18 protein-coding genes are annotated in these 24,277 nt (G+C 67.1%); 16 read left to right on the top strand and 2 right to left on the bottom strand.

Translation table 11 applies throughout. The features are described 5' to 3' along the window. Window positions 1–3: 3 nt before the first annotated feature. Together BHE01S_RS00450 and BHE01S_RS00445 are read right to left on the bottom strand one after the other, a co-directional pair. Complete coding sequence (locus tag BHE01S_RS00450) at window positions 4–435, bottom strand: RidA family protein (RefSeq protein ID WP_042259299.1); 432 nt, start codon at window positions 433–435, stop codon at window positions 4–6. Next, window positions 435–1,772 (bottom strand): flavin-containing monooxygenase, encoded by a 1,338-nt coding sequence (locus BHE01S_RS00445; protein ID WP_042259297.1) that lies wholly within the window; start codon window positions 1,770–1,772, stop codon window positions 435–437. The genes BHE01S_RS00450 and BHE01S_RS00445 overlap by 1 nt, the downstream gene beginning before the upstream one ends. A gap of 223 nt (window positions 1,773–1,995) precedes the next feature. Here BHE01S_RS00445 and BHE01S_RS00440 point away from each other — a divergent pair, with 223 nt between their 5' ends. The 16 genes from BHE01S_RS00440 (at window position 1,996) to BHE01S_RS00370 (ending at window position 24,271) form a co-directional block, all read left to right on the top strand. After that, window positions 1,996–2,922: a LysR family transcriptional regulator gene (locus BHE01S_RS00440; RefSeq protein ID WP_042259295.1), complete on the top strand. Its 927-nt coding sequence runs from the start codon at window positions 1,996–1,998 to the stop codon at window positions 2,920–2,922. Window positions 2,923–3,070: 148 nt separating this feature from the next. Beyond that, window positions 3,071–4,222: an aromatic ring-hydroxylating oxygenase subunit alpha gene (locus tag BHE01S_RS00435; protein ID WP_042259294.1), complete on the top strand. Its 1,152-nt coding sequence runs from the start codon at window positions 3,071–3,073 to the stop codon at window positions 4,220–4,222. A gap of 44 nt (window positions 4,223–4,266) precedes the next feature. Next, entirely contained in the window at window positions 4,267–5,493 is a 1,227-nt protein-coding gene (locus tag BHE01S_RS00430; RefSeq protein WP_042259292.1) for an ABC transporter ATP-binding protein, read from the top strand. Between the two features lie 14 nt (window positions 5,494–5,507). After that, window positions 5,508–6,545, top strand: coding sequence for an ABC transporter substrate-binding protein (locus BHE01S_RS00425; protein WP_245639597.1), 1,038 nt, complete (start codon window positions 5,508–5,510; stop codon window positions 6,543–6,545). A 52-nt stretch (window positions 6,546–6,597) separates the two neighbouring features. Further along, a complete protein-coding gene (locus BHE01S_RS00420; protein ID WP_042259288.1) occupies window positions 6,598–7,854 on the top strand; it encodes an ABC transporter permease in 1,257 nt (418 codons plus the stop codon). Between the two features lie 47 nt (window positions 7,855–7,901). After that, the gene (locus BHE01S_RS00415; RefSeq protein WP_042259286.1) at window positions 7,902–8,729 is read left to right on the top strand and encodes an ABC transporter permease; all 828 of its coding nucleotides are present in this window, start codon (window positions 7,902–7,904) and stop codon (window positions 8,727–8,729) included. Window positions 8,730–9,029: 300 nt separating this feature from the next. Continuing rightward, entirely contained in the window at window positions 9,030–9,203 is a 174-nt protein-coding gene (locus BHE01S_RS37560; RefSeq protein WP_157025047.1) for a hypothetical protein, read from the top strand. A 268-nt stretch (window positions 9,204–9,471) separates the two neighbouring features. Next, window positions 9,472–12,198, top strand: a complete 2,727-nt coding sequence (locus BHE01S_RS00410) for a sugar ABC transporter (RefSeq protein WP_042259285.1) — start codon at window positions 9,472–9,474, stop codon at window positions 12,196–12,198. Next, complete coding sequence (locus tag BHE01S_RS00405) at window positions 12,188–16,141, top strand: tetratricopeptide repeat protein (RefSeq protein ID WP_052405614.1); 3,954 nt, start codon at window positions 12,188–12,190, stop codon at window positions 16,139–16,141. Before BHE01S_RS00410 ends, BHE01S_RS00405 begins: the two co-directional genes overlap by 11 nt. A 75-nt stretch (window positions 16,142–16,216) precedes the next feature. Continuing rightward, window positions 16,217–16,765: a hypothetical protein gene (locus BHE01S_RS00400; protein WP_042259283.1), complete on the top strand. Its 549-nt coding sequence runs from the start codon at window positions 16,217–16,219 to the stop codon at window positions 16,763–16,765. Window positions 16,766–16,786: 21 nt separating this feature from the next. Further along, window positions 16,787–18,205 carry a PelD GGDEF domain-containing protein gene (locus BHE01S_RS00395; RefSeq protein ID WP_052405611.1) on the top strand — a complete coding sequence of 473 codons (1,419 nt, stop codon included), beginning with the start codon at window positions 16,787–16,789 and terminating at the stop codon, window positions 18,203–18,205. Then, complete coding sequence (locus tag BHE01S_RS00390) at window positions 18,198–19,208, top strand: hypothetical protein (protein ID WP_042259282.1); 1,011 nt, start codon at window positions 18,198–18,200, stop codon at window positions 19,206–19,208. Before BHE01S_RS00395 ends, BHE01S_RS00390 begins: the two co-directional genes overlap by 8 nt. Further along, window positions 19,208–20,863 (top strand): GT4 family glycosyltransferase PelF, encoded by a 1,656-nt coding sequence (pelF, locus tag BHE01S_RS00385; protein ID WP_042259280.1) that lies wholly within the window; start codon window positions 19,208–19,210, stop codon window positions 20,861–20,863. Before BHE01S_RS00390 ends, pelF begins: the two co-directional genes overlap by 1 nt. Then, window positions 20,863–22,233 (top strand): exopolysaccharide Pel transporter PelG, encoded by a 1,371-nt coding sequence (gene pelG, locus BHE01S_RS00380; protein WP_042259278.1) that lies wholly within the window; start codon window positions 20,863–20,865, stop codon window positions 22,231–22,233. The genes pelF and pelG overlap by 1 nt, the downstream gene beginning before the upstream one ends. After that, a complete protein-coding gene (locus tag BHE01S_RS00375) occupies window positions 22,230–23,273 on the top strand; it encodes an endo alpha-1,4 polygalactosaminidase (protein WP_042259276.1) in 1,044 nt (347 codons plus the stop codon). The genes pelG and BHE01S_RS00375 overlap by 4 nt, the downstream gene beginning before the upstream one ends. 29 nt (window positions 23,274–23,302) lie before the next feature. Next, window positions 23,303–24,271 carry an endo alpha-1,4 polygalactosaminidase gene (locus tag BHE01S_RS00370; protein WP_084068434.1) on the top strand — a complete coding sequence of 323 codons (969 nt, stop codon included), beginning with the start codon at window positions 23,303–23,305 and terminating at the stop codon, window positions 24,269–24,271. Window positions 24,272–24,277: the final 6 nt, after the last annotated feature.

Raw genomic sequence — 24,277 nt, 5'->3', positions numbered from 1 at the left:
TCCTCAGTCCTGTACCGGCTTCCAGTTATCGGGAATCACGGCGATCACGTCGATCTCCATGAGCCATTGCGGCTGCCCGAGCGCGCTCACGACGAGCCCCGTCGAAATCGGGAACACGCCCTTCAGCCACTTGCCGACTTCCTGATAAACGGGCTCGCGATAGCGCGGATCGATCAGATACGTCGTCGTCTTGACGATGTGCGTGAGGTCGCTGCCCGCTTCTTCGAGCAATTGCCTGACGTTCTTCATCGCCTGCCCGGCCTGCGCACGCGCATCGCCGAGACCGACCAGATTGCCGTCGAAGTCGGTGCCCACCTGGCCGCGCACGTAGACCGTGTTGCCCGCGCGAACGGCCTGGCACAGGTCATTGTCGAGCGACTGGTTCGGATACGTGTCCTTCGTGTTGAACATGCGGATACGGGTATGCGTAGGCATCAATTCACTCCCAGTTCGTTGAGATTCGGCTCTGCGGGCGCCTGCACGGCGTCGTGCCCGGCGGATGCCGCGCGGCGCTGCGCGGCGTCGCGATAGTCGAGATACTTGCGTTGTGTCGCGATCTGGTCGGCCAGATGCTTCGCGTCGTGCCACACGCCCCAGATGAACGACGAGCCGCGCCGCGACAGCCACGGCAAGCCGAGGAAATACACGCCCGGCTCCTTCGAGACGCCGCGTTGATGGCGCGGCTTGCCCTTTTCGTCGAAGGCGTCGACCTCGAGCCACGCGTAGTCCTGCGCATAGCCGGTCGCCCAGATGATCGTGCTCACGCCCGCTTCGGCGAGATCGAGCGTGAGGATCGGATGCGTCACGCACTCGGGATCCGCGGGAATATCGCGCGCGCGCGGGTCGGGCGGCAACGCTACGCCGTTGCGTTCGACATAGGCGTCGGCGGCGTCGAGCAGCGCGAAAAGACTTTGATCGCCGCGCATGAGATTGGCCGCGAGATCGTCGGCGAAAGTGACGACGCGGCCCTCGAACGATTGCGTCACGCCCACGAGCGTCATGCCCTCGTGCGCCAGTGCGCGGAATTCGACGGTCTGCCCGCCGCGCGCGCCGCTCACGGCAATCGTCACGTGCTCCCGGCCCGGCCCGGCGACTTCCTTGTCCCACTCGCCGAGCACGCCCAGCCACCAGCAAAAATCGCGATTGCGGTACGCGCGCGGCGGCCGGTCGTGCGCGCCCACCGAAAGATAGACCTTGCGTCCCGCGCGCATGAGTTCGTCGGCGATCTGCACGCCCGAGGAGCCCGCGCCCACGACCAGCACCGCGCCGGGCGGCAACTGGGCGGGATTGCGGTAGTCGACGGAATGCATTTGCGCGAGCGTCGGGTCCCCTGGCGCGATCGGCGGAATCACGGGGCGCTGGAACGGCCCGGTCGCGACCACCACGCGTTGCGCGTCGATCACGCCATCGGACGTCTCCACGCGAAAACCGGGGCGGCCCGCGTGACGGGTCACGCGCGTGACCTCCACGCCGGTGCGGATCGGCGCCTGATATTTGCGGGCATAGGCCTCGAAATAATCGGCAACCTGATCCTTCGAGGCGAAGGCGTCCGGGTCCAGCCCCTCGAACTCCATGCCCGGGAAGCGGTCGTGCCACGCCGGACCGTTCGCGACGAGCGAATCCCAGCGCGCGGTGCGCCAACGTTCGGCGATGCGATCGCGTTCGAGCACGAGATGCGGCACGCCGATGCGGCTGAGATGCTCGCTCATCGCAATGCCGGCCTGTCCGGCCCCGACGATGAGCGTGTCGATTGACGTCGTTTCAGCCGTCATGGCTGCCTCCTTCTGAAAAGCGATGCGGGACGGGCCGCACAGGGCCCGCGGATAGCGGAAACCGCAGATGGCCCGAGAGATCCGGCCGTGTCAGGGGAGAAAATTTACGCCCGGCGCTTGCGTCCACAAACTACTTAAAAAAAATGCGTTGCATTGTTTTTCGCTATGCAAGCATGCCCGGCGTGATCGACAATGTTTTGATCGGCAATCCTCAGGAGAGGCGATGGATCACAATCCGCTGCGCTATTCGCTGCGTCAGTTGCGCTATTTCGTCGTGGCCGCGGAAGCGCTGTCCTTCACCGCCGCGGCGCGGCGGCTGCATATTTCCCAGCCGTCGATCTCGACGGCGCTCGCGGACCTGGAAGCGTCGTTCGGCGTGCAGTTGTTCATCCGGCATCACGCAAGCGGGCTCTCGCTCACGCATTCGGGACGCGATCTGCTCGGCCATGCACGCAATCTGCTCAAGAACGCCGAGGAATTGCAGCTTGCGGCGAGCGAAATGGACGGCGGCATGAGCGGCTCGATTTCGCTTGGCTGCCTGGTCTCGCTCGCGCCGCCGCTCATGCCGGGCATCATCAGCCGCTTCGTGAAGGAGCACGCGGGCATCGGCTTTCGCACCACGGAGGCGCATCAGGACGTGCTGTTCGGGGGCCTGAGCGACGGCTCGCTCGACATCGTGCTTACCTATAGCCTCGATATCGCGGACGGCATCGCCTTCACGCCGCTGCTTTCGCTGCCGCCCTATGTGCTGCTGCCCAGGACGCACCGGCTCGCGCGCGCGAACAAGGTCTCGCTCGCCGAACTGCTAGAAGAACCCTATGTGATGCTCGATCTGCCGCACAGCCGCGAATACTTCTCTGCGCTGTTCGACTCGGTCGGCACGCGCCCCGTGCCCACCTTTCGCTCGTCGCAACCCGAAGTCGTGCGCGGCATGGTGGCGAACGGCCTGGGCTACAGCATCCTCAATTTCCCGCTCAAATCCACGCGCACCGTGGACGGCGAGCACTTCGTCATCAAGCACTTCAAGGACAACGTAAGCGCAACGACGCTCGGCATCGCGCAGTCGAGCGGCATGCGCTCGCGCCGCATCGTCCAGCACTTCGCCGCGTTCTGCGAAGCCTATGTGCGCGAGCTCGACGTGCAGGAGTAGCGGCGCCTCCGGGCCAGTCCATAAGCGACACGCATGAGCCATGTCTATAAGTTTTCCCTATCCTTTACATGGGAAAACAATATTTTGACTGGTAATTTGGATTGTTAGATTGGAGTCCATGCACAGCCCATCAGGTCATGGAGGCCGCATGGCATCACTCCTCTCGTCCCCCGCAGACGGACACGCATTGCTCGGCGCGCTGCGCGCCAATTGCGGGCGTCCGTTCGAAGACGCGCGCGCCATGCCGCCGGGCGTCTATACATCGGAGGCATTTCTCGCGCTCGAACAGCGCGACGTTTTTCGCAACGAATGGCTCTGCGTCGGGCGCGTGAGCGAACTGGCGAAACCCGGCGACTATCTGACGACCCAGATCGACGACCAGCCCGTTGCCGTGCTGCGCGACGCGGACGGCGCACTGCGCGCGTTCTCGAACGTCTGCCTGCATCGCATGTCGGTGCTGCTCGAAGGCAGCGGCAACGTCCGGCGCATCGTCTGCCCGTATCACGCCTGGAATTACACGCTCGACGGCGCGCTCGCCGGCGCGCCGCTGATGGACCGCCAGCCCGGCTTCTGCAAGGAGCACTACAAGCTGCCTGCGGTGCGCTGCGAAACGTGGCAAGGCTGGATCTACGTGACGCTGAACGACGACGCGCCGCCCGTCGCCGAACAGCTCGCCGGGCTCGCCGCCCTGATCGAGCCGTACGGCATGACCGACTACGTGCAGACCTTCCACGAAGAGCACGTGTGGGACACGAACTGGAAGATCCTCGCCGAGAACTTCATGGAGAGCTATCACCTGCCGATGCTGCATCGTGCGACGGTGGGCCCGCATTCGAAGCTCGAGGAAATGGAATGTCCGCCCGGTCTGCCCGCGTTCAACTATCACTGGATCACGAAGGAAGCGACGCTGCCGATCGGCAACGCGCATCCGGCCAACCCGCGCTTGCAGGGCCACTGGCGGCGCACCACGGCGCTGCTCGCGATCTATCCCACGCACCTCGTGACGCTCACGCCGGGTTACTTCTGGTACCTGATCCTGCAACCGAAGGGCGTGGGCCAGGTGCATATCCGCTTTGGCGGCGGCCTGGCGCCGGAGTTCATCGACGACCCGGAATCGGCCGATTACATGGCCACGCTGAAAGCGCTGCTCGACGAAGTGAACGCCGAAGACCGGCACGGCGTGGAGGCCGTGTTCCGCGGCGTGCACGCGCCGCTCGCGCGCGCCGGGCACCTGAGCCACCTGGAGCGGCCCAATTACGACTTCGCGCGCTATCTCGCGCGCCGCATTGGCGCGTCGTGAGCCGCGCGCCTCGTCCCTCGCCGACCGACACTTGATGCCGTCCCATGCAAAGCGAACCGTTTATTTCATTCCAAGGCGTCAGCAAGTCGTATGACGGCGTACACAGCGTGGTCGACGGGCTCGACCTCGACGTCGTGCGCGGCGAATTCGTCTCGCTGCTCGGGCCTTCGGGCTCCGGAAAAACCACCACGCTGATGATGCTCGCGGGCTTCGAGTCGCCCACGCGCGGCGAGATTCGTCTCGCCGGCAAACGTCTCGACGACAAGCCGCCGCACCGCCGCGACATCGGCATGGTGTTCCAGAACTACGCGCTCTTTCCGCATATGACGATTGCGGAAAACGTGGCGTTTCCCCTCTCGGTGCGCAAGGTGAGCCGCAGCGAGCAGCAGGCGCGCGTCGCGCGCGCGCTCGACATGGTCGAACTCGGGCATCTCGCGAAACGCCGCCCCGCGCAATTGTCGGGCGGCCAGCAGCAGCGCGTCGCGCTGGCGCGCGCGCTCGTGTTCGAGCCAAGCGTCGTGCTGATGGACGAGCCGCTCGGCGCGCTCGACAAGCGCCTGCGCGAAACCATGCAGTACGAAATCATGCGCCTGCATCGCGAACTCGCGCTGACTGTCGTCTACGTGACGCACGATCAGCATGAAGCGCTGACGATGTCCGATCGCGTGGCCGTGTTTTCCGATGGCCGCATCCAGCAGGCCGCCGCGCCGACCGAACTCTACGAGAATGCGGCCAACGCGTTCGTGGCGAGCTTCGTCGGCGAGAACAACGGCCTGAAGGGGCGCGTCACCTCGACGGACGGCGAATGGGCCGCGCTGCAACTCGCCGAAGGCGGCACCGTGCATGGCCGCGCAGGCACGCAGCTCAAGCCGGGCGACACGGCAATGCTCGCGCTGCGTCCCGAGCGCGCGCATATCGCCGCAACCGACGCGAGCGTGCTCGACGCGCAGCGGCAGAACCTCAACGCCCTGCACGCGTTCGTCCACGAACTCGTCTATTGCGGCGATCACCACCGCGTGCATCTGAAACTCGCGAACGGCGAAGCGCTCGTCGTCAAGGTGCCGAACACCCAGCATCACGCATTGCCCGCGCTCGGCCATCGGACCGTGGTGACCTGGCGGCGCGACGACTGCAAGGTGCTGCCCGTCACCGTCACTTCCAGCGCGCGTGCGCCGGCCGGGGAGTCCGGCGCACGCGCCGCGTCGTCGCCACCGTCCCCGCAATCCATTTCATCCGCCTCGCCATCCATCGCAGGAGTCAAACAAGCATGAAAACGAATCGCTCTATGATCCGCACCGCCCTCGCCGCCTGCGGCCTCGGCATGGTCGCCATGACCGGCGCGCACGCGGCCGACACGATCTCGGTCGTGACGTTCGGCGGCGCTTATGAAGCGGCCGCGAAAAAGGCGTGGTTCGAGCCCTTCACCGCGAAGACGGGCGACCAGTTCAGCACCGAATCGTACGACGGCGGCCTCGCCAAGCTCCAGGCGATGGAACAGGCCAAAAATCCGACGTGGGACTTGATCGACCTCGAAACCAACGACGCCATCAACGCCTGCGACGAAGGCCTGCTGGAGAAGTTCGACAAGAAGACGCTCGGCAACACCGCTGACTTCCTGCCTGGGTCGATCAGCGATTGCGCGGTCAGCGCGATGGTCTGGTCGACGGTCTACGCCTACGACACGAGCAAGCTGAAAACCGCGCCGACCACCATCGGCGACTTCTTCGACCTGAAGAAATTTCCGGGCAAGCGCGGCATGCGCAAGTCGCCCAAGGTGGCGATGGAATGGGCGCTGATCGCCGACGGCGTCGCCCCGCAGGACGTCTACAAGACGCTCGCCACGCCCGCCGGCGTCGATCGCGCGTTCAGGAAGCTCGACACGATCAAGTCGAACATTGTCTGGTGGGACGCGGGCGCCCAGGCGCCGCAGTTGCTCGCCGACGGCGCGGTGGTCATGACCCAGGCGTACAACGGCCGCATCGACGACGCCGTTCACAAGGACAAGAAGCCGTTCAAGATCGTGTGGGACGCACAGGTGTACGACTATGAATGGTGGGGCGTGCCGGCGGGCGCGAAGCATGGCGATGCGGCGCGCAAGTTCATCGTCGCGTCGTCCACGCCGCAGGCCTACGCCGATCTGTCGAAGTACATCGCCTACGCGCCGCCCCGCAAGAACGCAATTCCGCTGATCGACAAGGCGCGCCTGAACGACCTGCCGACCGCACCCGCGAACTTCAAGCGGCCGTTGCAGATCGACGCCACCTTCTGGGCCGATAACGCGGACGCGATCAACAAGCGCTTCCAGAACTGGCTCACGCAGTAACGCGAGCACGCACGAGACCCTCCCGCTTCGACCGCCCAGGCGCCACGCGACGATGAACACACCGCTGCCCACCACCGCTTACACCGGCCCTGGCGCGACGGCCGCCGGCCGCGCGTCGTTTCTCGCCGCGCGCCGCAAGGCGGCCCTTCGCGCGCTGGCGCTTGCGCTGCCGCTGCTGGTCTTTTTGCTCGTGACCTTCGTCGCGCCGATCGCGAGCCTGCTCGCGCGCAGCGTGCAGAACCCGGAAGTGCGCCACGGCATGCCGCATCTGAGCGCGGCGCTCGCGGCCTGGAGCGGCGTCGGCGTGCCCGGCGAAAGCGTGTTCTCCGCGCTTGCCGTCGATCTGAAGCGCGCAAGCGAAAACAGCCAGCTAGGCGATATCGCGCGGCGCATGAACTTCTATCAGCCCGAGTACCGGAGCCTGCTGTTCAAGACCGCGCGTGCCGTGCGCGCGCAAACGCCCGCGCAGTGGAAACCCGCGCTCATCGATCTGGACGCGCGCTGGGGCGACACCGAAACGTGGCGGCTGCTCAGGCGCGCCTCGCAGTCGCCCACGCCCGATTACCTGCTCAACGCCGTCGACGCGCAGGTCGCGCCCGACGGCGCCGTCGCTCAAGTGGCCGCCGGCAGCGCCGTCTATCGCGCAGCCTTCGCGCGCACGGTGGCGATCAGTGCGAGCGTGACGCTGCTGTGCCTGCTGCTCGGCTATCCGGTTGCCTACCTGCTCGCGACGCTGCCCGAAAAACAAAGCTCGCGCCTCATGATGTTCGTGATCGTGCCGTTCTGGACGTCGCTGCTCGTGCGCTCGACGGCGTGGTATGTGCTGCTGCAACCGGGTGGCGTGATCAACAGCGCGCTGCTGCGCCTCGGCGTGATCCATGAACCGGTTCCGCTCATCTTCAACCGCACGGGCGTGCTGATCGGCATGACGCACATTCTGCTGCCGTACATGATTCTCGCGATCTATTCGGTGATGAAGAACGTTTCGCCGTCGTACATGCGTGCGGCGAAGTCGCTCGGCGCGCATCCGGCCGTCGCGTTCGTGCGCGTGTACGTACCGCAGACCTTTCCCGGCGTGGGCGCGGGCTGCTTCCTCGTGTTCGTGCTGGCGCTCGGCTACTACATCACGCCTGCGCTGCTCGGGGGCGCAGGCGACGAAATGATCAGCCAGCTCATCGCCGAGCAGACCAACGATCAACTGAACTGGGGCCTCGCCGGTGCACTGTCCTGCTATCTCGTGATCTTCACCGGCGTGTTCTATTTCGTGTTCAACCGGCTCGTCGGCATCGACCGGCTGCGCTTCGGTTGACCGCGGCCGCCCACGACCCACGCACTTACTGAACCATCGAGCCCGACATGAACGACGCCCGCCCCCGGCTCCTCTCGGAACGCATCGCAGGCGCTGGACTGCGACTGCATAGCGCGCTGATCTTCTTCTTCCTCGTCGCGCCGATTCTCGCGATCGTGCCGCTCTCGTTCAATTCGGGCTCGTTCTTCTCGTATCCGATGCAGGGCTGGTCGCTGCGCTGGTACGAGCAGGCGTTGAACTCCCCGGACTGGCAGCGCGCGTTCGCGAACAGCATCGGCATCGGCGCGGCGTCCACCTTGATCGCCACGGTGCTCGGCACGCTCGCCGCGCTCGGCCTGAGCCGCCCTGGCTTTCCGCTGCGCGCCATCGTCATGCCGCTCATCATTTCGCCGATGATCGTCCCCATCGTCGTGGTCGCGGCCGGTTTCTATCTCGTGTTCGCGCCGCTCGGCCTCGTGAATTCGTATCCGGGTGTGGTGCTCTCGCACGCGGCGCTCGGCACACCGTTCGTCGTCATCACCGTGACGGCGTCGCTGCTGTCGTTCGATCAAAGCCTCCTGCGCGCGGCGTCCGGGCTCGGCGCACGGCCATGGGTGGCGTTTCGCCGCGTGACGCTGCCGCTCATCCTTCCTGCCGTGGCGACCGGCAGCATCTTCGCGTTCGCCACCTCGTTCGACGAGGTGATCGTGATTCTCTTTATCGGCGGCCCCGCTCAGCGCACCGTGCCGCGCCAGATGTGGAGCGGCATTCGCGATCAGATCGATCCGTCGATTCTCGCCGTCGCGACGCTGCTGATGATCTTCGCCGTCGCGCTGCTCGCCAGCATGAACTGGCTGCGCAAGCGCGCGCAGATGGCGAGCGGCGCGATGAGTTGACCGGGCGTGCCTGTGAGGTCAGGTCACGCCGGGGGCGTGGCGATGAGCGACTTTCCGTTCACGGCGCGCTATGCACCCATTTGAATGCGCGGCCAATTCCGGGTAAATTGCCCTGGCCGAATGGCGACCCGCCAGTTACGCAAACGTTTGCGATATCCAGATCGATTTGCGCATCGATCGAAATTGCCATCCCTGGATCATTCAGCGCCCACGGCAAACCTCAGTCGATATTGAAATGGACGCGAATATCCGTCTTTCAACACCGAAAGGAATCGCCATTTTTGAGGAGCGTCGAAGGCAATGTCAATTTTCATGAATCAAACGTTTGCGAACATCATTTGCGTTCCTCATCGTGGCCCACAAGGCGAACACGCGCTGGAAAAATCGGCGCTCGCCGCCGCCGGCGGCGCGCCGGCTTCATATATGCAAGGTAAAACGTTTTCGCCGCGCCATAGCACGAGAAAATCAAAATAATATTAACCCTTTCATTCTCCGCAATTCAGCGGTTACTCTGAAGAAATGACAAAAATCGTTAAAGAAGCCTATGAATCATGGCAAAACAGTGGTAATTTTCGGCAGCCAAAGCAGGAAGAAAACGCGCCGAACAGATGAGTAATGTCTCGCCGGATTTTTCGAAGCTCACCGATTGATTTGCGCGCTGAAGTGTTCCCCACCTACTAATACTAACGGATGCACGAAGTTGGCAAGCCTTGCAGAGAGAATCGCGCTGCGCGCGCGACGTGTGAGTAATTTATCGGGGATTTTCGAGACAAGGTGCCTCCTGGTCACGTGTATCGCCGTCGGCGCGTGCTCGCAAACCGCCTGGGCCTTCCCGTCCGCCACGGCCAACCCTGTCGCCCCCGCCGCAGTCACGGCCACCGCCCCTCGTCACGTCAATCTGGCCACGTTCGACGGCGCCGATCCCCCCGTCTCCATGCTGCAGGCGTTCGACGCCGTAGTACTCGACCCGTCGCGCAGCTTCGATCCCTCTTCGCACCCGCTTGCCCATACGGTCTACGTGGCGCGCGCGGCGGCGCAGCCCGGCGAATCCACGCAGTCTTTCGTCGAACAGGAGATTGCGCCACTCTGGCAGCGCGGCTTCCGCGGTTTCGTGCTCGACACGCCCGCAGCTATCGGGGCACTCGACGTGATCCGCGCGGCGCACCCAAACGCGGCCATTGTGCTGGGCGGCCCCGACGCCCTGAGCGCCGCCCGCGCGCATGCTCGCGACATCTATGCCGTTCTCGCCGGCCCGCTCTTCACGCAAGGGCTCGCCTCAGGCGCGACCGCCGACGCCACGCCCGCCACTGCATCGCCGGATGCGCTCGCGGCAGCGCAGGCCTTCACGCGCGAGACCGGCGTGCCGGTCGTCACGATCGAGTACTGCGAAGCGACCGACCGTGCGTGTGCGCGCCGCACGGCCCAGCAGGCGCTGGCCGCCGGCCTCGACGCCTACGTGACCGATCCGGCCCAGGACGTCGTGGGAATCGGCCGCATCGAGGTGATGCCGCGCAAGGTGCTGGTCGTGCAGGACCGCGAGCCCGACGAGCAGATCGACCTCACGCCGGGCGTGCGCGTGCTCGCCACGCCGCTCAACTACCTGGGCTACGACGTCCAGTACGCAGACATCGGTGGCCCGCTGCCGCCCCACGTGACGCCCGACCGCTACGCGGGCGTGGTCGTCTGGATCCAGCACGGCGACGTCGCCGACCAGATGGCCTGGCGCCGCTGGATCGCTCGCGTGCGCAGCGCCCACGTGCCCATCGCCTTTCTCGGCCAGTTCGGCTTCGCCGCCGGCGATTCGAGCGAACTGCCGGGGCTCGCCGCCGTGAACGGCCCGCTCAAGGGCCCGCTCAGCATCGTCGCGCACGACCCCATTGTCGGCTTCGAGACCATGCCGCGCCCCGACCCGCGCGACCTGCCGGCGGTACGCGTCGAGGCGGCGGGCCGCTCGCTGCTCGGCATCGACGCCAACGGCACGCGCGTGGACGCCATCGGCGTGATGCCGTGGGGCGGCTTCGCGCTGAATCAGTACACCGAAACCTCGCTCGACGGCATCGATCAGGAGCGCTGGGTCATCCAGCCCATCGACTTCCTGAAGGCGACGCTGCGCCTCGCCGATCTGCCCGGGCCGAGCGTGACCACCGAAAACGGCCGGCGCCTGCTCATGACCCACGTGGACGGCGACGGCTTTGCCTCGCGAGCCGAGTTCCCCGGCCCCGACTACTCGGGCGAGGCGCTTTACCAGCGCATCTGGACGCGCTACCCGATTCCGATGACGCTATCGGTCATCGAAGGCGAGGTCGGCCCCGACGGTCTTTATCCGAAAATCTCGCCGCGCCTCGAAGCGATCGCCCGCAAGATGTTCGCGCTGCCTTACGTCGACATCGGCACGCACACGTACTCCCATCCGTTCGTCTGGGAAGAGGTGGACGGCAAGAGCGGCGCACGCACCGACCGCGGCGGCTCGGACGCCGCCTTCTCGCTGAACATTCCCGGCTATCACTTCAGTCTGGACCGCGAGATCTCGGGCTCGATCGCCTATATCAACTCGCGCCTCGCCCCGCCGGGGAAAAAGGTCGTCGTCCTGCAGTGGTCCGGCGACTGCATGCCGCCGGCCGTCGCGGTGCGGCGCACGTACGAGGCAGGCGTCTTCAACATCAACGGCGGCGACACCGTCATCACGCGCAACAACAACAGCTGGACCAACATCGCGCCCATCGGCATCGACAAGGGTCCCGGCGCCTACCAGGTGCTCGCGCCGAACCAGGACGAGAACGTCTATACCAACGACTGGCAGGGGCCGTTCTACGGCTTCGACCAGGTGCTGCAAACCTACGAGATGACCGACCGGCCGCTGCGCTTCAAGCCGATCGACGTCTACTACCACATGTACAGCGGCACCAAGCTCGCCTCACTGCGCGCGCTCGACACGATCTTCAGGACCGTGCTCGCGCAGCCCGTGTTGCCTGTGCAGATCGCCGACTACGTGCGCAAGGTGCTCGACTGGCATACCTTCGCCATAGCGCGCGACGGTGACGGCTGGCTCGTGCGCGGCAACGGCAGCGTGCGCGAGTTGCACTGGGCTGGCAACGACGTGCCGCGCCTTGCCGACGCACACGGCGTGACCGGCTACGCGGCGGGCCCCGACGGCAACTATATCCATTTCGACGGCGGCAGCGCGCGCTTCACGCTCGTGCGCCCCGATCCGAACGGCGAGTTGCCCTATATCGCCGAGGCCAACGGTTTCGTGCGTGACTTCACGCGCACCGCACAGGGCCTGAAGTTCGAGTTCGGCAGCTACTACCAGCCCTTCATCGCCGTCGCGCACGCAGCCCAGTGCCGCGCGAGCAGCGGCGGCCACGCGCTCGAGACGCAGCGCCAGGGCGACACGCTGCGCATCGTCACGCCGGCCGTGCCGGGCGTGCGTGTGACCTATCAGCCTGTCGAGGTGGACTGTGGCCACTGAGCGGCCCCGCATCGCCTCGGCGCTCCTGCTGGCTGGCGCGACACTCGCGGTCGCCGCCACGCTCGGCGGGGTCTATGGCGCGGCGCACCTGCGCTCGCGCGTCATCGAAAATTCGACGCCGAACGCGCTGAACACGGCCTACCTCGAAGCATGGCTGCGCAGCACGCCCACCGACCCGATCTATCTGAAGGCGCTCGGCGAACAGTACCTCGGCCTCGGCCGGCTCGACGACGCGCAATCGGTCGCCGCGCGGCTCGCCGCGCTCGGCACGCCCGCGGCGCGCCAGGCGAGCGACCATCTGCGGCTGCGCTGCGAACTGCTGCGCGCCTTCATGGCGAAGCCCGGCTCCACCGAACGCGCAACCCATGTCGCGCAGGCGCGGGCGCTGCTCGCCGCGATGATCCCCGAGACGTGGACGCCCGCGCAGCTACAGTGGCTCGCCACCCAGGCGCTCGCCATCAATGTGCCCGACATCGCCGCGCGCTATGACGAGCGACTCGTTGCGGCCGATCCGGCACGGCGCCTGCACTGGCAGCGCGAGGCAGGCCACCAGTATCTCGCCACGGCCGCCTACCGCGAGGCCGCCTCCGCGTACTTCACCGCCCAGTCGATGGCGGCCACGCGCGACGAGGCGCGGCGCGACTTCATCGCCGCCGTGGACGCGCTGCAGGCCGGCAATCTGCTCGACGAAGCGCTCACGCAGGGCAACGCGCACCTTGGCGCGCTCTCACAAGACCGCGCCGCGCTCGAAGTCATGCTCGCGCTCGCGCGCGCCGCAAATCGCCCCGAACTCGTCGCACGTTATGCGCGCGCGCTCATGCAGTTCGTCTCGCAACGCGCTCCCGGTGCGGGCGCCATGCGGCTCGCCGTAGCGCACGCGGATCCCGCGCCACAGCGCGGGAAGTGGCTGCGGCTCGCGGGCATCGAGCAGTTCGAGCATGCTGCACGCATGCGTGCGCATCGTGCGTCCGGTGAAATCGTCGAAGCCGGTTATGCGGCCGGGCAGCCGGTGCGCCTCCTGCGTGTAGCGGCGGCGGCACCCGCCCTGGCGCCCGCCCCCCGTGACGCGCAGGCCAACGACAAGCTCGCGCTCACGCTCTATCAGTCCTTCCTCGAAGCGAACGACCTCGCAAACGCCGAAGCGATTGCTGCGAAGCAGGCGGGGCGTCCAGGGGCTGCGCCCGAGTGGCGCAAGCGGCTCGCGCAAGTCCAGGAATGGCGCAACGAGCCGATGGCCGCGCTACAGTCGTGGCTTGCCTACGCGCAGGTGTCCGGCGACCCCGACGCCTGGCACAACGTCCAGCGCATCGCGCCGATGCTCAACGACGACGAGGCCTACGTGCAGTCGCTCGTGCATGCCAGCGATGCCGCGCCCGACAATCTCTCGCTCGTCGACGACGTGATCGCTGCCTACGAACGGCTCGGCCGCCCCGACGACGGCCTCGCGTTCCTGAAAGCCCGCGCACACGGCACGCGCACGGAGGAAATGCTGCGCCGCTACGCATGGCTCTCGCAGCGCAGCGGCCACTTCGACCAGGCGCTCGCGACCTACGCGGCGCTCCAGCAGGCGCAGCCGCGCAACACCGAGTACGCCGAGCGCAGCGCGAACCTGCTCTACCAGCGCGGCGAATACGCTCAGGCGCTCGCCGCGCTCAAGCGTGCGCAGCCCTATGCCGGCGACGCAGATACGCTCTACTGGCGCACCTATGGCCAGCTCGCACGGCTGCTGCAGGACGACGCCGACGCGAATCTCGCCTACCAGCATCTGCTCGTGAGTCCCGGCGCCGAGCCGGAGGACTTCGCCGCGATGACCTTCTTCTACGATCCCTACCCGATCGACGCGGCGCGCACGGCCACGCGCCAGTACCGCAAGACGGGCGAGGTCCAGCCGCTGCGCGACGCGATCAACTACTTCGTCGCCGCGCACTCGCTCGACGAGGCCGGCGCGCTGCTCGACTCGCTCACGCCTGCCAGGCGCGAGGCCGCCGAACGCAATCCGGGTTTCCTTGCCGCGCGCGCCGAGTACGAGCGCCAGAGCGGCAAGCTGGAGGCGGCGCTCGCCGACCTGCGTCGCGCCGTGAATTTCCCGGGCACGAGTACCGACACGCGCGCCGCGTACCTCTGGATGGTGGTGGACATCGGCACCGAAGACGAGCTGCGCGCGGCGCTGCGCCGCTGGCGCGACCGCTCGCTGGACGACGAAACGCTCTGGGGCCCATACGCCGCCGGCGAAATGCAGTTGAACCGCCCTGAAGCGGCCCTGCGCTATTTGCGCCGGCAGGCCGTCACGAACAGCCGCGATCCGCTCTGGCTGCTCACCTACGCCGATGCACAGGAAATGGCGGGGCACGTGGCGCTTGCGTGGTCGGTACGGCGGCAAGTCTGGCTCGCGCTGCTGCACGAGGCACCACAGACGCCACCGACACCCCAGGCGGCAAAGCCCGGCGCCAGGCGGCTCGCCACGCCCGCGCGCAACGAATGGGAAGCAACCGACCAGTTGCAGGGGCGGCGCGCCCAGCTCGCGCAGGTGCTCGCGAACGGCGACTACGCCGCCCATCTGCTTGCCGCGCTGACGGCCGCCAAGGCGCCGCCGCCCGACGACGCTTCCGGGCGCAGCCTGCTCGGCGCGGCGCCCGGCATCGCGCCGCCGCCCGCGCCTGCCGGGCGTGAGGCGCAATACCGCCGCCTGCGCCTGGCGGTGGCGCGCGACGTCGCCGTGGCGTGGGCGCTCTCGAACGAGCACAACGAAGTGGCCAAACGCTGGCTTGCGCGCCGCTACGCGCACGGGCTCGCGAGCGAGCGCAACGAACAGCTCACCATCGCGCTGGCCGAGGAAGATGCCCGGCAAGTCGCGCAGATCCTCGATACGCGCAGCGCCTCGCTGTCGCTGTACAGCCGCATCGACGGCGAAAGCTTCGTCGACCGCCAGGGCGCTGCGCAGGCGCACGCGTTCGAGGGTCTGGACGGCGCGCCGTACGATGACCAGATGCACGAACGTCTAGTCGACACCTCGCTCTTCTGGGACCAGTCGGTGGGCGCTTCGGTGGAGAGCTATGTCGAGCACCCGCTCGACTACGTGCAGCAGACGGTCTCGGCCAGCCTCAAGCTCGCCGACCATTACCTGGCAGGCCTTCAGGGCGTGCAGCGATTCCAGCGCAGCAGCGATACGACGCAGCTCGTCAACGTCGATTCGGTGGACCGCGAGGCCTCGCTCTTCGTGCGCCGCCAGACCCGCGACTCGGTCGTGAACGCCGCATTCGGCCGGCGAGACGGGCTCGATTCCTTCTACACCTTCCGGCTGGACGCGACGACCGGCAGCGCCTCGCCGCTCACCCTGACGGGCTCGATCGCGCGCAACGCGCGAAGCGACGAAACGCAGACGCTCTTCGTGGGCGGCATGAAGGATCTCGCGGTGGGCAGCCTGCTGTGGCAGATCGATCCGCGCTGGTCGCTCAGCGCGAGCGTCGAGGCCGACCGCTTCTACAGCCAGGCGCGCAACCTCCTGGGTACAGGCGTCGTCCAGCAAGCGGAGCTCGACTACAAGATCCGCACCGACTATCCCGACTACACGCTGCGCTTCGTCGCCGCGCATGGCGGCTACAACGACAGCGGCCAGCCCGACGCCCTGCTCCGGCGGCTCGTGCCGGCTGACGCCGGACCGGTCTCCGCGGCGACCTTCATGCCGAACAGCTATACACAGTTCGGCGCGTACGTGGGCTTCGGCAACGATCTGGCCCAGCGCTACACGCACGCCTGGCGGCCCTACCTCGATGTCGGCCTCGTGCACGACACCGTGCAGGGCTGGGGGGTCAATGCCGATGTCGGGATTGCCGGATCGGTATTCGGCGGCGACCATGCGGCAATCTACTTCGAGCATGCGCATCTCGCGCAAAACGGCTCGCAGCTCACCATGATCGGTGCGCGTTACCGTTGGCTGTATTGATGTGAGAACACAGGACGGCGCGCCCCGCAGGCGTGCCGAGGCAGACACTCAATGAACCGGAAAGGAAAAGCACACATGAATGCAATCGAGCGCATCCGCAGGAGCTGGGGGCTGATGCTGGCCGCCGCGTGCATGCTGGGCCTGAGCGCGTGTGCCAGCGTCGATTCGACGCCGGCGCCGTCGCTCGCGGCAGCGGGCGGCGTGGCCGTGCTGCCGCTCGCGAACTTCACCGAAACGCCGGACGCGGGACGCGCCGCGCAGTCCATTGCCGCCAACGCGCTGCGCCAGCTTGGCCATGCGGGCACCGTAGCCATGGCAAGCACGGACAGCAACAGTGCGAGCTTCGACGCCTCGACGCAACCGAGCCTCGAGCAGGGACTCGACTGGGCCCGCACACAGCATGCGAAGTATGTGCTGACAGGCGCCGTGGAGGAGTGGCGCTACAAGGTCGGCGTGGACGGCGAACCCGCCGTCGCCCTGTCCTTCGAGCTGCGCGAGCTGCCCTCGGGACGCGTGGTCTGGAGCGCGACGGGCTCGCGCACGGGCTGGAGCCGCTCGGGCCTCGGCGCCACGGCGCAGAGCCTCATCGGCAAACTGCTCGCGCCGCTGGCCGCGCACGGCTGAACCGTACAACGCGAGACGCCGATGGACGTCCAGATCAATCACGGCCGCGATCCGGCCACACGCGAGCGCGGCACCGGCCGGCGGCACCTGTATGAGCGGCCCCATAGCGACCCGGGCTGGCTGCGCAACCTGCTCGCACCGGTCACGCGCTCGCGCTTCGCGTGGCTCGAGGCTGCGCTCGTGACAATCGCGGCGCTCGCGCTCGCATGGTTCGTCGACCGCACCGATCCGCTCCTGCTCAAAAGCGGCTTCCCCTGGCCGTGGCTCGTGCCGACGCTCATCGCCCTGCGCTATGGCGTGGCGCCGGGCCTCGGCTCCGGGCTGCTGCTCGCGGCGCTCTGGCTGCTCGCCTACCCCGCCGGCATGCCGTGGCCCACGCCGTTCTTCGTGGGCGGCGGCGTGCTCGTGATCCTGGCTGGCCACTTCGCCGACACCTGGAACGTGCGTGCGGACCGCGCCAACGCGGTCAACGACTACCTCAACGAGCGGCTCACGGCACTCACCGACAACCACTACCTGCTGCGGCTCTCGCACGAGCGGCTCGAACGCGACCTGCTCACGCGCCCGACCACGCTGCGCGACTCGATCAACGAGCTGCGCCAGCTCTCGGGCGGCACGGCCGCCGACGCGTCGGCCGCGGCGAGCGGGCTGCCCGGCACGACGCGGCTCATCGAGTTCGTCGCGCGCGCCTGCCAGATCGAGGTCGCGGCGCTGTGCCCCGTGCGCGGCGGCCAGCTCGTGCCCGAAGCGCTCGCGAGCGCCGGCGAGCCCTTCGAGCTCGACGCCGGCGATCCGCTCATCGCGCTGGCCCTCTCGAGCGGGCAGCTCGCGCACCTGAAGTCGGCGGACATGCTCGCGAGCGGCAGCCGCTATATCGCCTGCGCGCCGCTCATCGCTGCCACGGGCGAGACACGGGCGCTGCTCGTGGTTCAGCGTATGCCGTTTCTCTCGCTCACGCACGACAACCTGCAACTGCTGTTCGTCCTGCTCGGCTACTACGGCGACGGCCTCGAGTACGCCCGCGCCACGCGCGAGCTCATGGACGCCGTGCCCAACTGCCCGAGCGATTTCGGCCTCGAGTATGGGCGCCTCGTGCGCCTGCATCAGCGCAGCGGCATCGAGTCGTCCGTAGTGGCCCTGTCGTTCCCGCGCAGCGAAGCGCACGACTCGCTCTTCGAACACGTCCTGCGCCGCGGGCGTTCGGCCGACCTGGCCTGGTCGCTGCAAACGGCGCAACGCTCGGTGCTCGTGAACCTCATGCCGCTCGCCGACACGACGGGCGTAGCCGGCTATCTGGCCCGAATCGAGACGAATCTGCGCAACCAGTTCGATACCGATTTCGAACGCGCCCGCGTGGGCGTGCACACGTTGCACGTGACGGGTGCATCGAGCAAGACGAATCTCGTGGACCTGCTGCAGCGGGTGACAACCCATGAGTGACGCGGTCGCGATCCTGCTCGTACTGCCGCTCGCCGCCCTGCTGCAAGGCGCGGCGTTCTGGAGCGCGTTCCACCCGCCGGCGGGCCTGGCGCCGCTCGCGTACTTTCTGGCGCTCCAGGCACTGGCGGCGGCAGCCGAGGCGCTCCTGTTCCGCCGCCTGATGCCTGCCGCGCAGCGTGAGCCGAGCCGTGCCGCGCTGCTCCATCTCTGGGCGCTCTCTTTCTTCGTGCCGTGCGCGGGCGGGCTGCTCGAAGTGCTCGCCAGCGTTGCCGGCGCGCGACTCGCCACCGCGCGGGAAGCGCGCGCGACCGACGTCGTGGGCCGCCCCGAATTCGTCTCGCACCTCGTCTCACGCGTCTCGCACGCGGCGGGCACGCGCGTGCAGGCCCGCCTCGCGAACCGCCATGCGGCCACAGGCGACCGCCTCGCCGCGCTGGTGGCAATCCAGCAGCTCCCCACGCGCACCACGGGCACGCTGCTGCGCGAGCTGCTCGCCGACCCCGTCGACGACCTGCGCCTGCTCGCCTACGGCATGCTCGACCAGGCCGAAAACGAGATCGTCAACCGCATCTTCGCGTGCGAGGACGCCCTCACCCGTGCCGGCACCGAAGCGGAGCAGCTGGCGCTGCACCGCCAGCTCGCCGAGCTGCATTTCGAACTCGTGTACCAGCGGCTCGCGCAGGGCGACGTCTACCACCATGCGATCGCCGAGGCCGAAATGCACGCGCGCCGCGCGCAGGCGCTCGCCGAGGGCGAGCGCGACGCCGCCCTTTGCCTGCTGCTCGCGCGCCTCGCGCTCGCCCGCGACCGCGCCGACGAAGCCACGCCACTGCTCGAGCGTGCGCGCGAACTCAGCTTCCCGCGCGAGCGCCTGCTGCCGTGGCTCGCCGAGGCCGCCTTTCGTCAGGGCCGTCACGCCGAAGCCGCCGCGATCGTCGGCGAGCTTGCGCGGCACGCCGGAACGCCCGCGCTCAAACCCGTGATCGACTACTGGACACGTTGATGGACACATCGCTCGAGCGCCGCGCGGCGCAAGCCGACGTCTGCCTGCTACTCGAAGGCACCTTCCCTTACGTGCGCGGCGGCGTATCGAGCTGGGTCAACGAGATGATCCGCGCGTACCCGCAGCGGACGTTCGGCATCGTCTTCATCGGCGGGCGCAAGGAGGACTACGGCAGGCCCGCCTATGCGCTGCCGGAGAACGTCGTGCACTTCGAGGAGCACTATCTTTACGAAGCCGCGCCCGCGGACGCCAAACTTCATCACCGCGCCGTGCGCGGCGAGCGCGAAGCCTTCGCCAGGTCCGCGGCGTTCCACGAGATGCTGCGCAGCCGGGATCAGCCGCCCGAGATCGGCGCGATGATGGTCGAGCTCATTTCGATGCTCGGCGATGGCGGGCGTCTGTCGTCGGAACAGTTCCTCCATAGCCGCGAGGCGTGGGAGTACATCGAGCAGCAATATCTCGAGCGCTGCACGGACCCATCGTTCACCGACTACTTCTGGACCGTGCGCCACATGCACCAGCCGCTTTGGCAGCTCGCCCGCGTGGCCGCGCAGACCGTGCGCGCGCAGACCTATCACACGATCTCGACCGGCTACGCCGGCTACCTGGGCGCGCTGCTGCACCACCGCACGGGGCGTCCGCTCATCGTGAGCGAGCATGGCATCTACACGAAGGAGCGCAAGATCGACCTGCTGCAAAGCCGCTGGATACGCGATAACCGCGGCGTGTTCGAGCGCGACGTCTCGGATGTGAGCTATTTCCGCGATCTGTGGCTGCGTTTTTTCGAGGCGCTCGGTCGTCTCGCCTATGACGCCGCCGACGAAATCGTCGCGCTCTACGAAGGCAACCGCCAGCGCCAGATCGCCGACGGCGCGCGCGCCGAGCGCACCCGCACGATCCCGAACGGCATCGACGTGGACCGGCTGATGCCGCTCGCCGCACAGCGGCGCGCGCGGCCACGCCGCGTCGTCGCGCTGATTGGACGCGTGGTGCCGATCAAGGACATCAAGACCTTCATCCGCGCGATCTTCATCGCCGCGCGCACGATGCCCGACATCGAAGGCTGGATCGTCGGCCCCGAGGACGAAGACCCCGCCTACGCACGCGAGTGCCACGCACTCGCGCAAAGCCTCGGCCTGCAGCGCAACCTGAAGTTCCTCGGCTTCCAGCGCATCGACGATGTGCTGCCGCAGATCGACCTGCTCGCGCTCAGCTCGATCAGCGAGGCGCTGCCGCTCGTGGTGCTGGAAGGCTTCGCGGCCGGCGTGCCGGCGATTACGACCGATGTGGGCGCGTGCCGCGAACTGATCGAAGGCGCGCTGCCCGAAGACCGCGCGCTCGGCGCGGCGGGGGCGGTCGTGCAGATCGCCAATCCAGCCGAACTCGCGAGCTCGACGCTCGCGCTGCTCAGCGACGAGCCGCGCTGGCTCGCCGCCCAGCGCGCCGCGGCGCAGCGCGCCGAGCGCTACTACCGGCGCAGCCAGATGGTCGAGCGCTACGAAGCGATCTACGCGCGCTGTGCCGCGCAGACCGGGCACCCACGCAACGACATCGTGTCCGGTGCAGCGCTGTCGGCACCGGGCTGTCCTGTCCACGGAAAAGGGCGCGGCGGCGCGCTTGCCGCGCTGCGCGCGGCTTTTAACCGGAGTCGCTGATGGCCGGCATTGGATTCGAACTGCGCAAGCTGATGCGCCGCGAAACGCTCACGGGCGTCGCGCGCGCCTATTTCTATGCGGGGCTCATCAGCTCAGGCCCGATGATCCTCTCGTGCTTCGGCATCCTGATCATTGGGGCGCTGAGCTTTGCCGTGGTGATACCGGGCGTGCTGATCACGCAGTTTCAGGTGTCGGTCACCTACATGATCGCCTGCAGCCTGATTGTGACGGGGCCGCTGCAGCTCTCGTTCACGCGCTTCGTGTCGGACCGGCTCTACGAGCGCCGCGACGACCTCGTGCTGCCGAATTACCGCGCGGTCCAGCTCGTCTGCACGGCCGTTTCGGGCCTGCTCGGCATCCTCGCGATGAGCATCGGCTTCGACCAGACGCCACTCGCCTACCGCATCCTGATGATCGCCGGCTTCGTGATCGCCAGCAACATCTGGATCGCCGTGATCTTCCTCTCGAGCGTGAAGCAGTACCGGCAAGTCCTGTGGTCGTTCGCGATCGGCTACAGCGCCGTGGTCGGCCTCGCACTGGCGCTCAACCGTCACGGGCTCGTGGGCTTGCTCGGCGGCTTCGTGGCCGGCCATGCGATCCTGCTGCTGTGCCTCTCGGTGATCGTGCACCGTCAGTATCCCGGCTCACGCCACATCTCGTTCGAAGTGTTCGACCGCAGGTTCGTCTACCCGAGCCTTGCCTGGGTCGGGCTGTTATTCAACCTCGGCGTGTGGGCCGACAAATTCATCTTCTGGTTCTCGGACGTCACCGGTACGCGCGTGGTGGGCTGGTTTCACGCCTCGGTCATCTACGACATTCCCGTGTTTCTCGCCTACGTGTGCGTGATGCCGGCCATGGCGGCATTCCTTGTGCGCATCGAAGCCGATTTTGCCGGCTACTACGACGCGTTCTATGACGCAGTACGTACAGGCGCCACCCTGCAACGCATCAACGCGATGCGCGACATGATGGTGCGCAGCGTGCGTGCAGGCCTCTCCGAAATCGTCAAGGTCCAGATCGTGGTGGTCCTGCTGATGCTCGGGTTCGGCGCCGCGCTGCTCGGCGTGCTGCGCATCTCGTCGCTGTATCTGCCGCTGCTGCTCGTCGACGTGATCGCCGCGAGCCTGCAGGTGCTGTTTCTCGGCCTGCTCAACGTCATGTTCTATCTGGACACGCGCCGCGACGTCCTGCGCCTCACCGGCATCTTCATCGTGCTCAACGCGCTTTTCACACTGCTGTCGATCCACCTCGGGCCGGCTGCGTATGGCTATGGCTTTGCGCTCGCCCTGCTGAGCGTGACGATCCTGGCCGTACGCACGCTCGATGCCCGCTTCGTCACGCTCGAATACGAAACCTACATGCTCCAATGACGGCCCACCCGAACAGCGTGCTGCGTACGCACACCGCCGCGCTCGTCAGCGCCGTGCTGCTCGCCGGATGCGGCGGCGGCGGCACCGCGTCACAACCCGCTTCGCCACCCGCGACGTCGGGCACGGGCAACACGACTACACCGTCCGCCGTCCCGATCAACGGTTCGACCAGCGTGACGATCGCCGGCTCTCGCAATCTGGACGCGCACGGGGCCTGGGTCGTCTACTATGGCGCCGCAAGCCAGGCGGACCTCGCACGCATGGCGCAGACGTTCAGGCTGATCGTGGTGGACGCGGACCCGGCCAACGGCAGTCCCGCCATCACGCCCAGCCAGATCGCCACGCTCAGGAGCGACGGCGCGAAAGTGCTGAGCTACCTGAATTTCGGCGCGTGCGAAACCTGGCGCACCTACTGGAACAACGCACCGCCGGGCTTCATGGCGTGCTCGACGAACACAGCCGCGCAACTCGGCAAGATGGCGGGCTATCCGGAATACTGGATGAACCCGGCGAACAGCGACTATCAGCACCTGATCGCCGACTACGTGGCGCCACAACTGATGGCTACCGGCGTCGACGGCCTGATGCTCGACAATTTCGAACTGGTCGGCCATGGGTCGAGCGCGTCGGACGGGCCCTGCGACACGGCCTGCGCCCAGGGCGGTCTCAACCTCGTCGCGCGATTGCGCAACGCGTTTCCGGGCGCGCCTATCGTGCTCAATCACGCGCCCGTTGCGGCGCTAAGCGGCACGAGCGGCGGCATCGCGTTCCCGATGCTGGTGGACGGCGACTTCGGCGAGCAGGTTTTTGCGCCGACGCAGGACAGCACCCAGGTACAGGAACTGCAGACCTGGCGCAGCATGGAAGCCACCTTGCCGCGCAGCGCATTCTTCACGGGCACGCTCGACTACCTGTCGGACTGCGCGCAAACAGGCGCGGCACAGAACGACTGGAACGCAAGTCTTTCAGCCGGACTGAACCCGTCGGTGGCGACTGCGGCGCTCAACCAGATCTGCTGGTGGCCGTTTCTTCCCTCCTGATGCCTTTCTCCTGAAACGCGGAACAGTTCATGCGCAAGTTTTCCGGCCGCGGCAGTGCCAGAGTCCAGCCGCCTGCCTCGATCGCACTGGCGCGCAACGCCGTCTCACGCAGCGCGCAGCTGCTCCTCGCCACGCTGTGCGCCTTGTGCGCCGTGCCCGCTGCGCGCGCGGACGCCGCCGCTGCCGACACGCCTGCGCCGAATCTGCGCGTAGCGTTCTACTACGGCGCGACGCCGCCCACGGCGCAGCTCGCAAACTACGACATCGCAGTGATCGAGCCGGACAGCGGGTTCCAGCCACGCGAGCATGCGCTGCCCTGCACTCAATGGTTTGCCTATGCGAGCGTCGGCGAGATTACGCCCGAACGGACGTATTTCGCGCAACTGCCGCGGGCCTGGCTGATGGGCCGCAACGCGAACTGGGCTTCGCGCGTGGTCGACCAAAACCGCCCGGGCTGGCCCGCCTTCTTCGTGCGCCACGTGATCGATCCGCTCTGGGCGCGCGGCTATCGCGGCTTCTTTCTCGATACGCTCGACTCGTATCAGCTTGTGACTTCGACCGACGCCGGGCGCGAACGTCAGCGCGAAGGCATCGTGCGCGTCATTCGCGCGATCAAGGCGAGCCATCCTGCGGCAAAGCTCATTTTGAATCGCGGCTTCGAACTGCTGCCGCAGATTCACGACGACGTGAGCGCCGTTGCGTTCGAGTCGCTTTACGGCGGGTGGGATCAGGCCAATGCGCGCTACGTCGCTGTGCCGGAGGCCGACCGCAACTGGCTGCTGGCAATGGCGAACAACGTGAAGGCACAGTACGGCTTGCCCGTCATTTCAATCGACTACTGTGCAACGGCCGACACCGAATGCGCGCGCAAGACTGCGGCCAGCATCGCCGCTCATGGCATCGTACCTTTCGTGACGGATGGCTCGCTGCAGAGTCTGCCGGATACGGCAGCGGTGCCGCGCGAAGGCTCGGCTTGTCCTTCTGTTTCGCGAGACTGAAGGATG

It is taken from the genome of Paraburkholderia heleia NBRC 101817 (assembly GCF_000739775.1).
In the GTDB taxonomy this organism is placed as follows: domain Bacteria; phylum Pseudomonadota; class Gammaproteobacteria; order Burkholderiales; family Burkholderiaceae; genus Paraburkholderia; species Paraburkholderia heleia.
The sequence above is the reverse complement of the archived record's forward strand: the minus strand, read 5'-3'. Positions and strand labels throughout refer to the sequence as shown.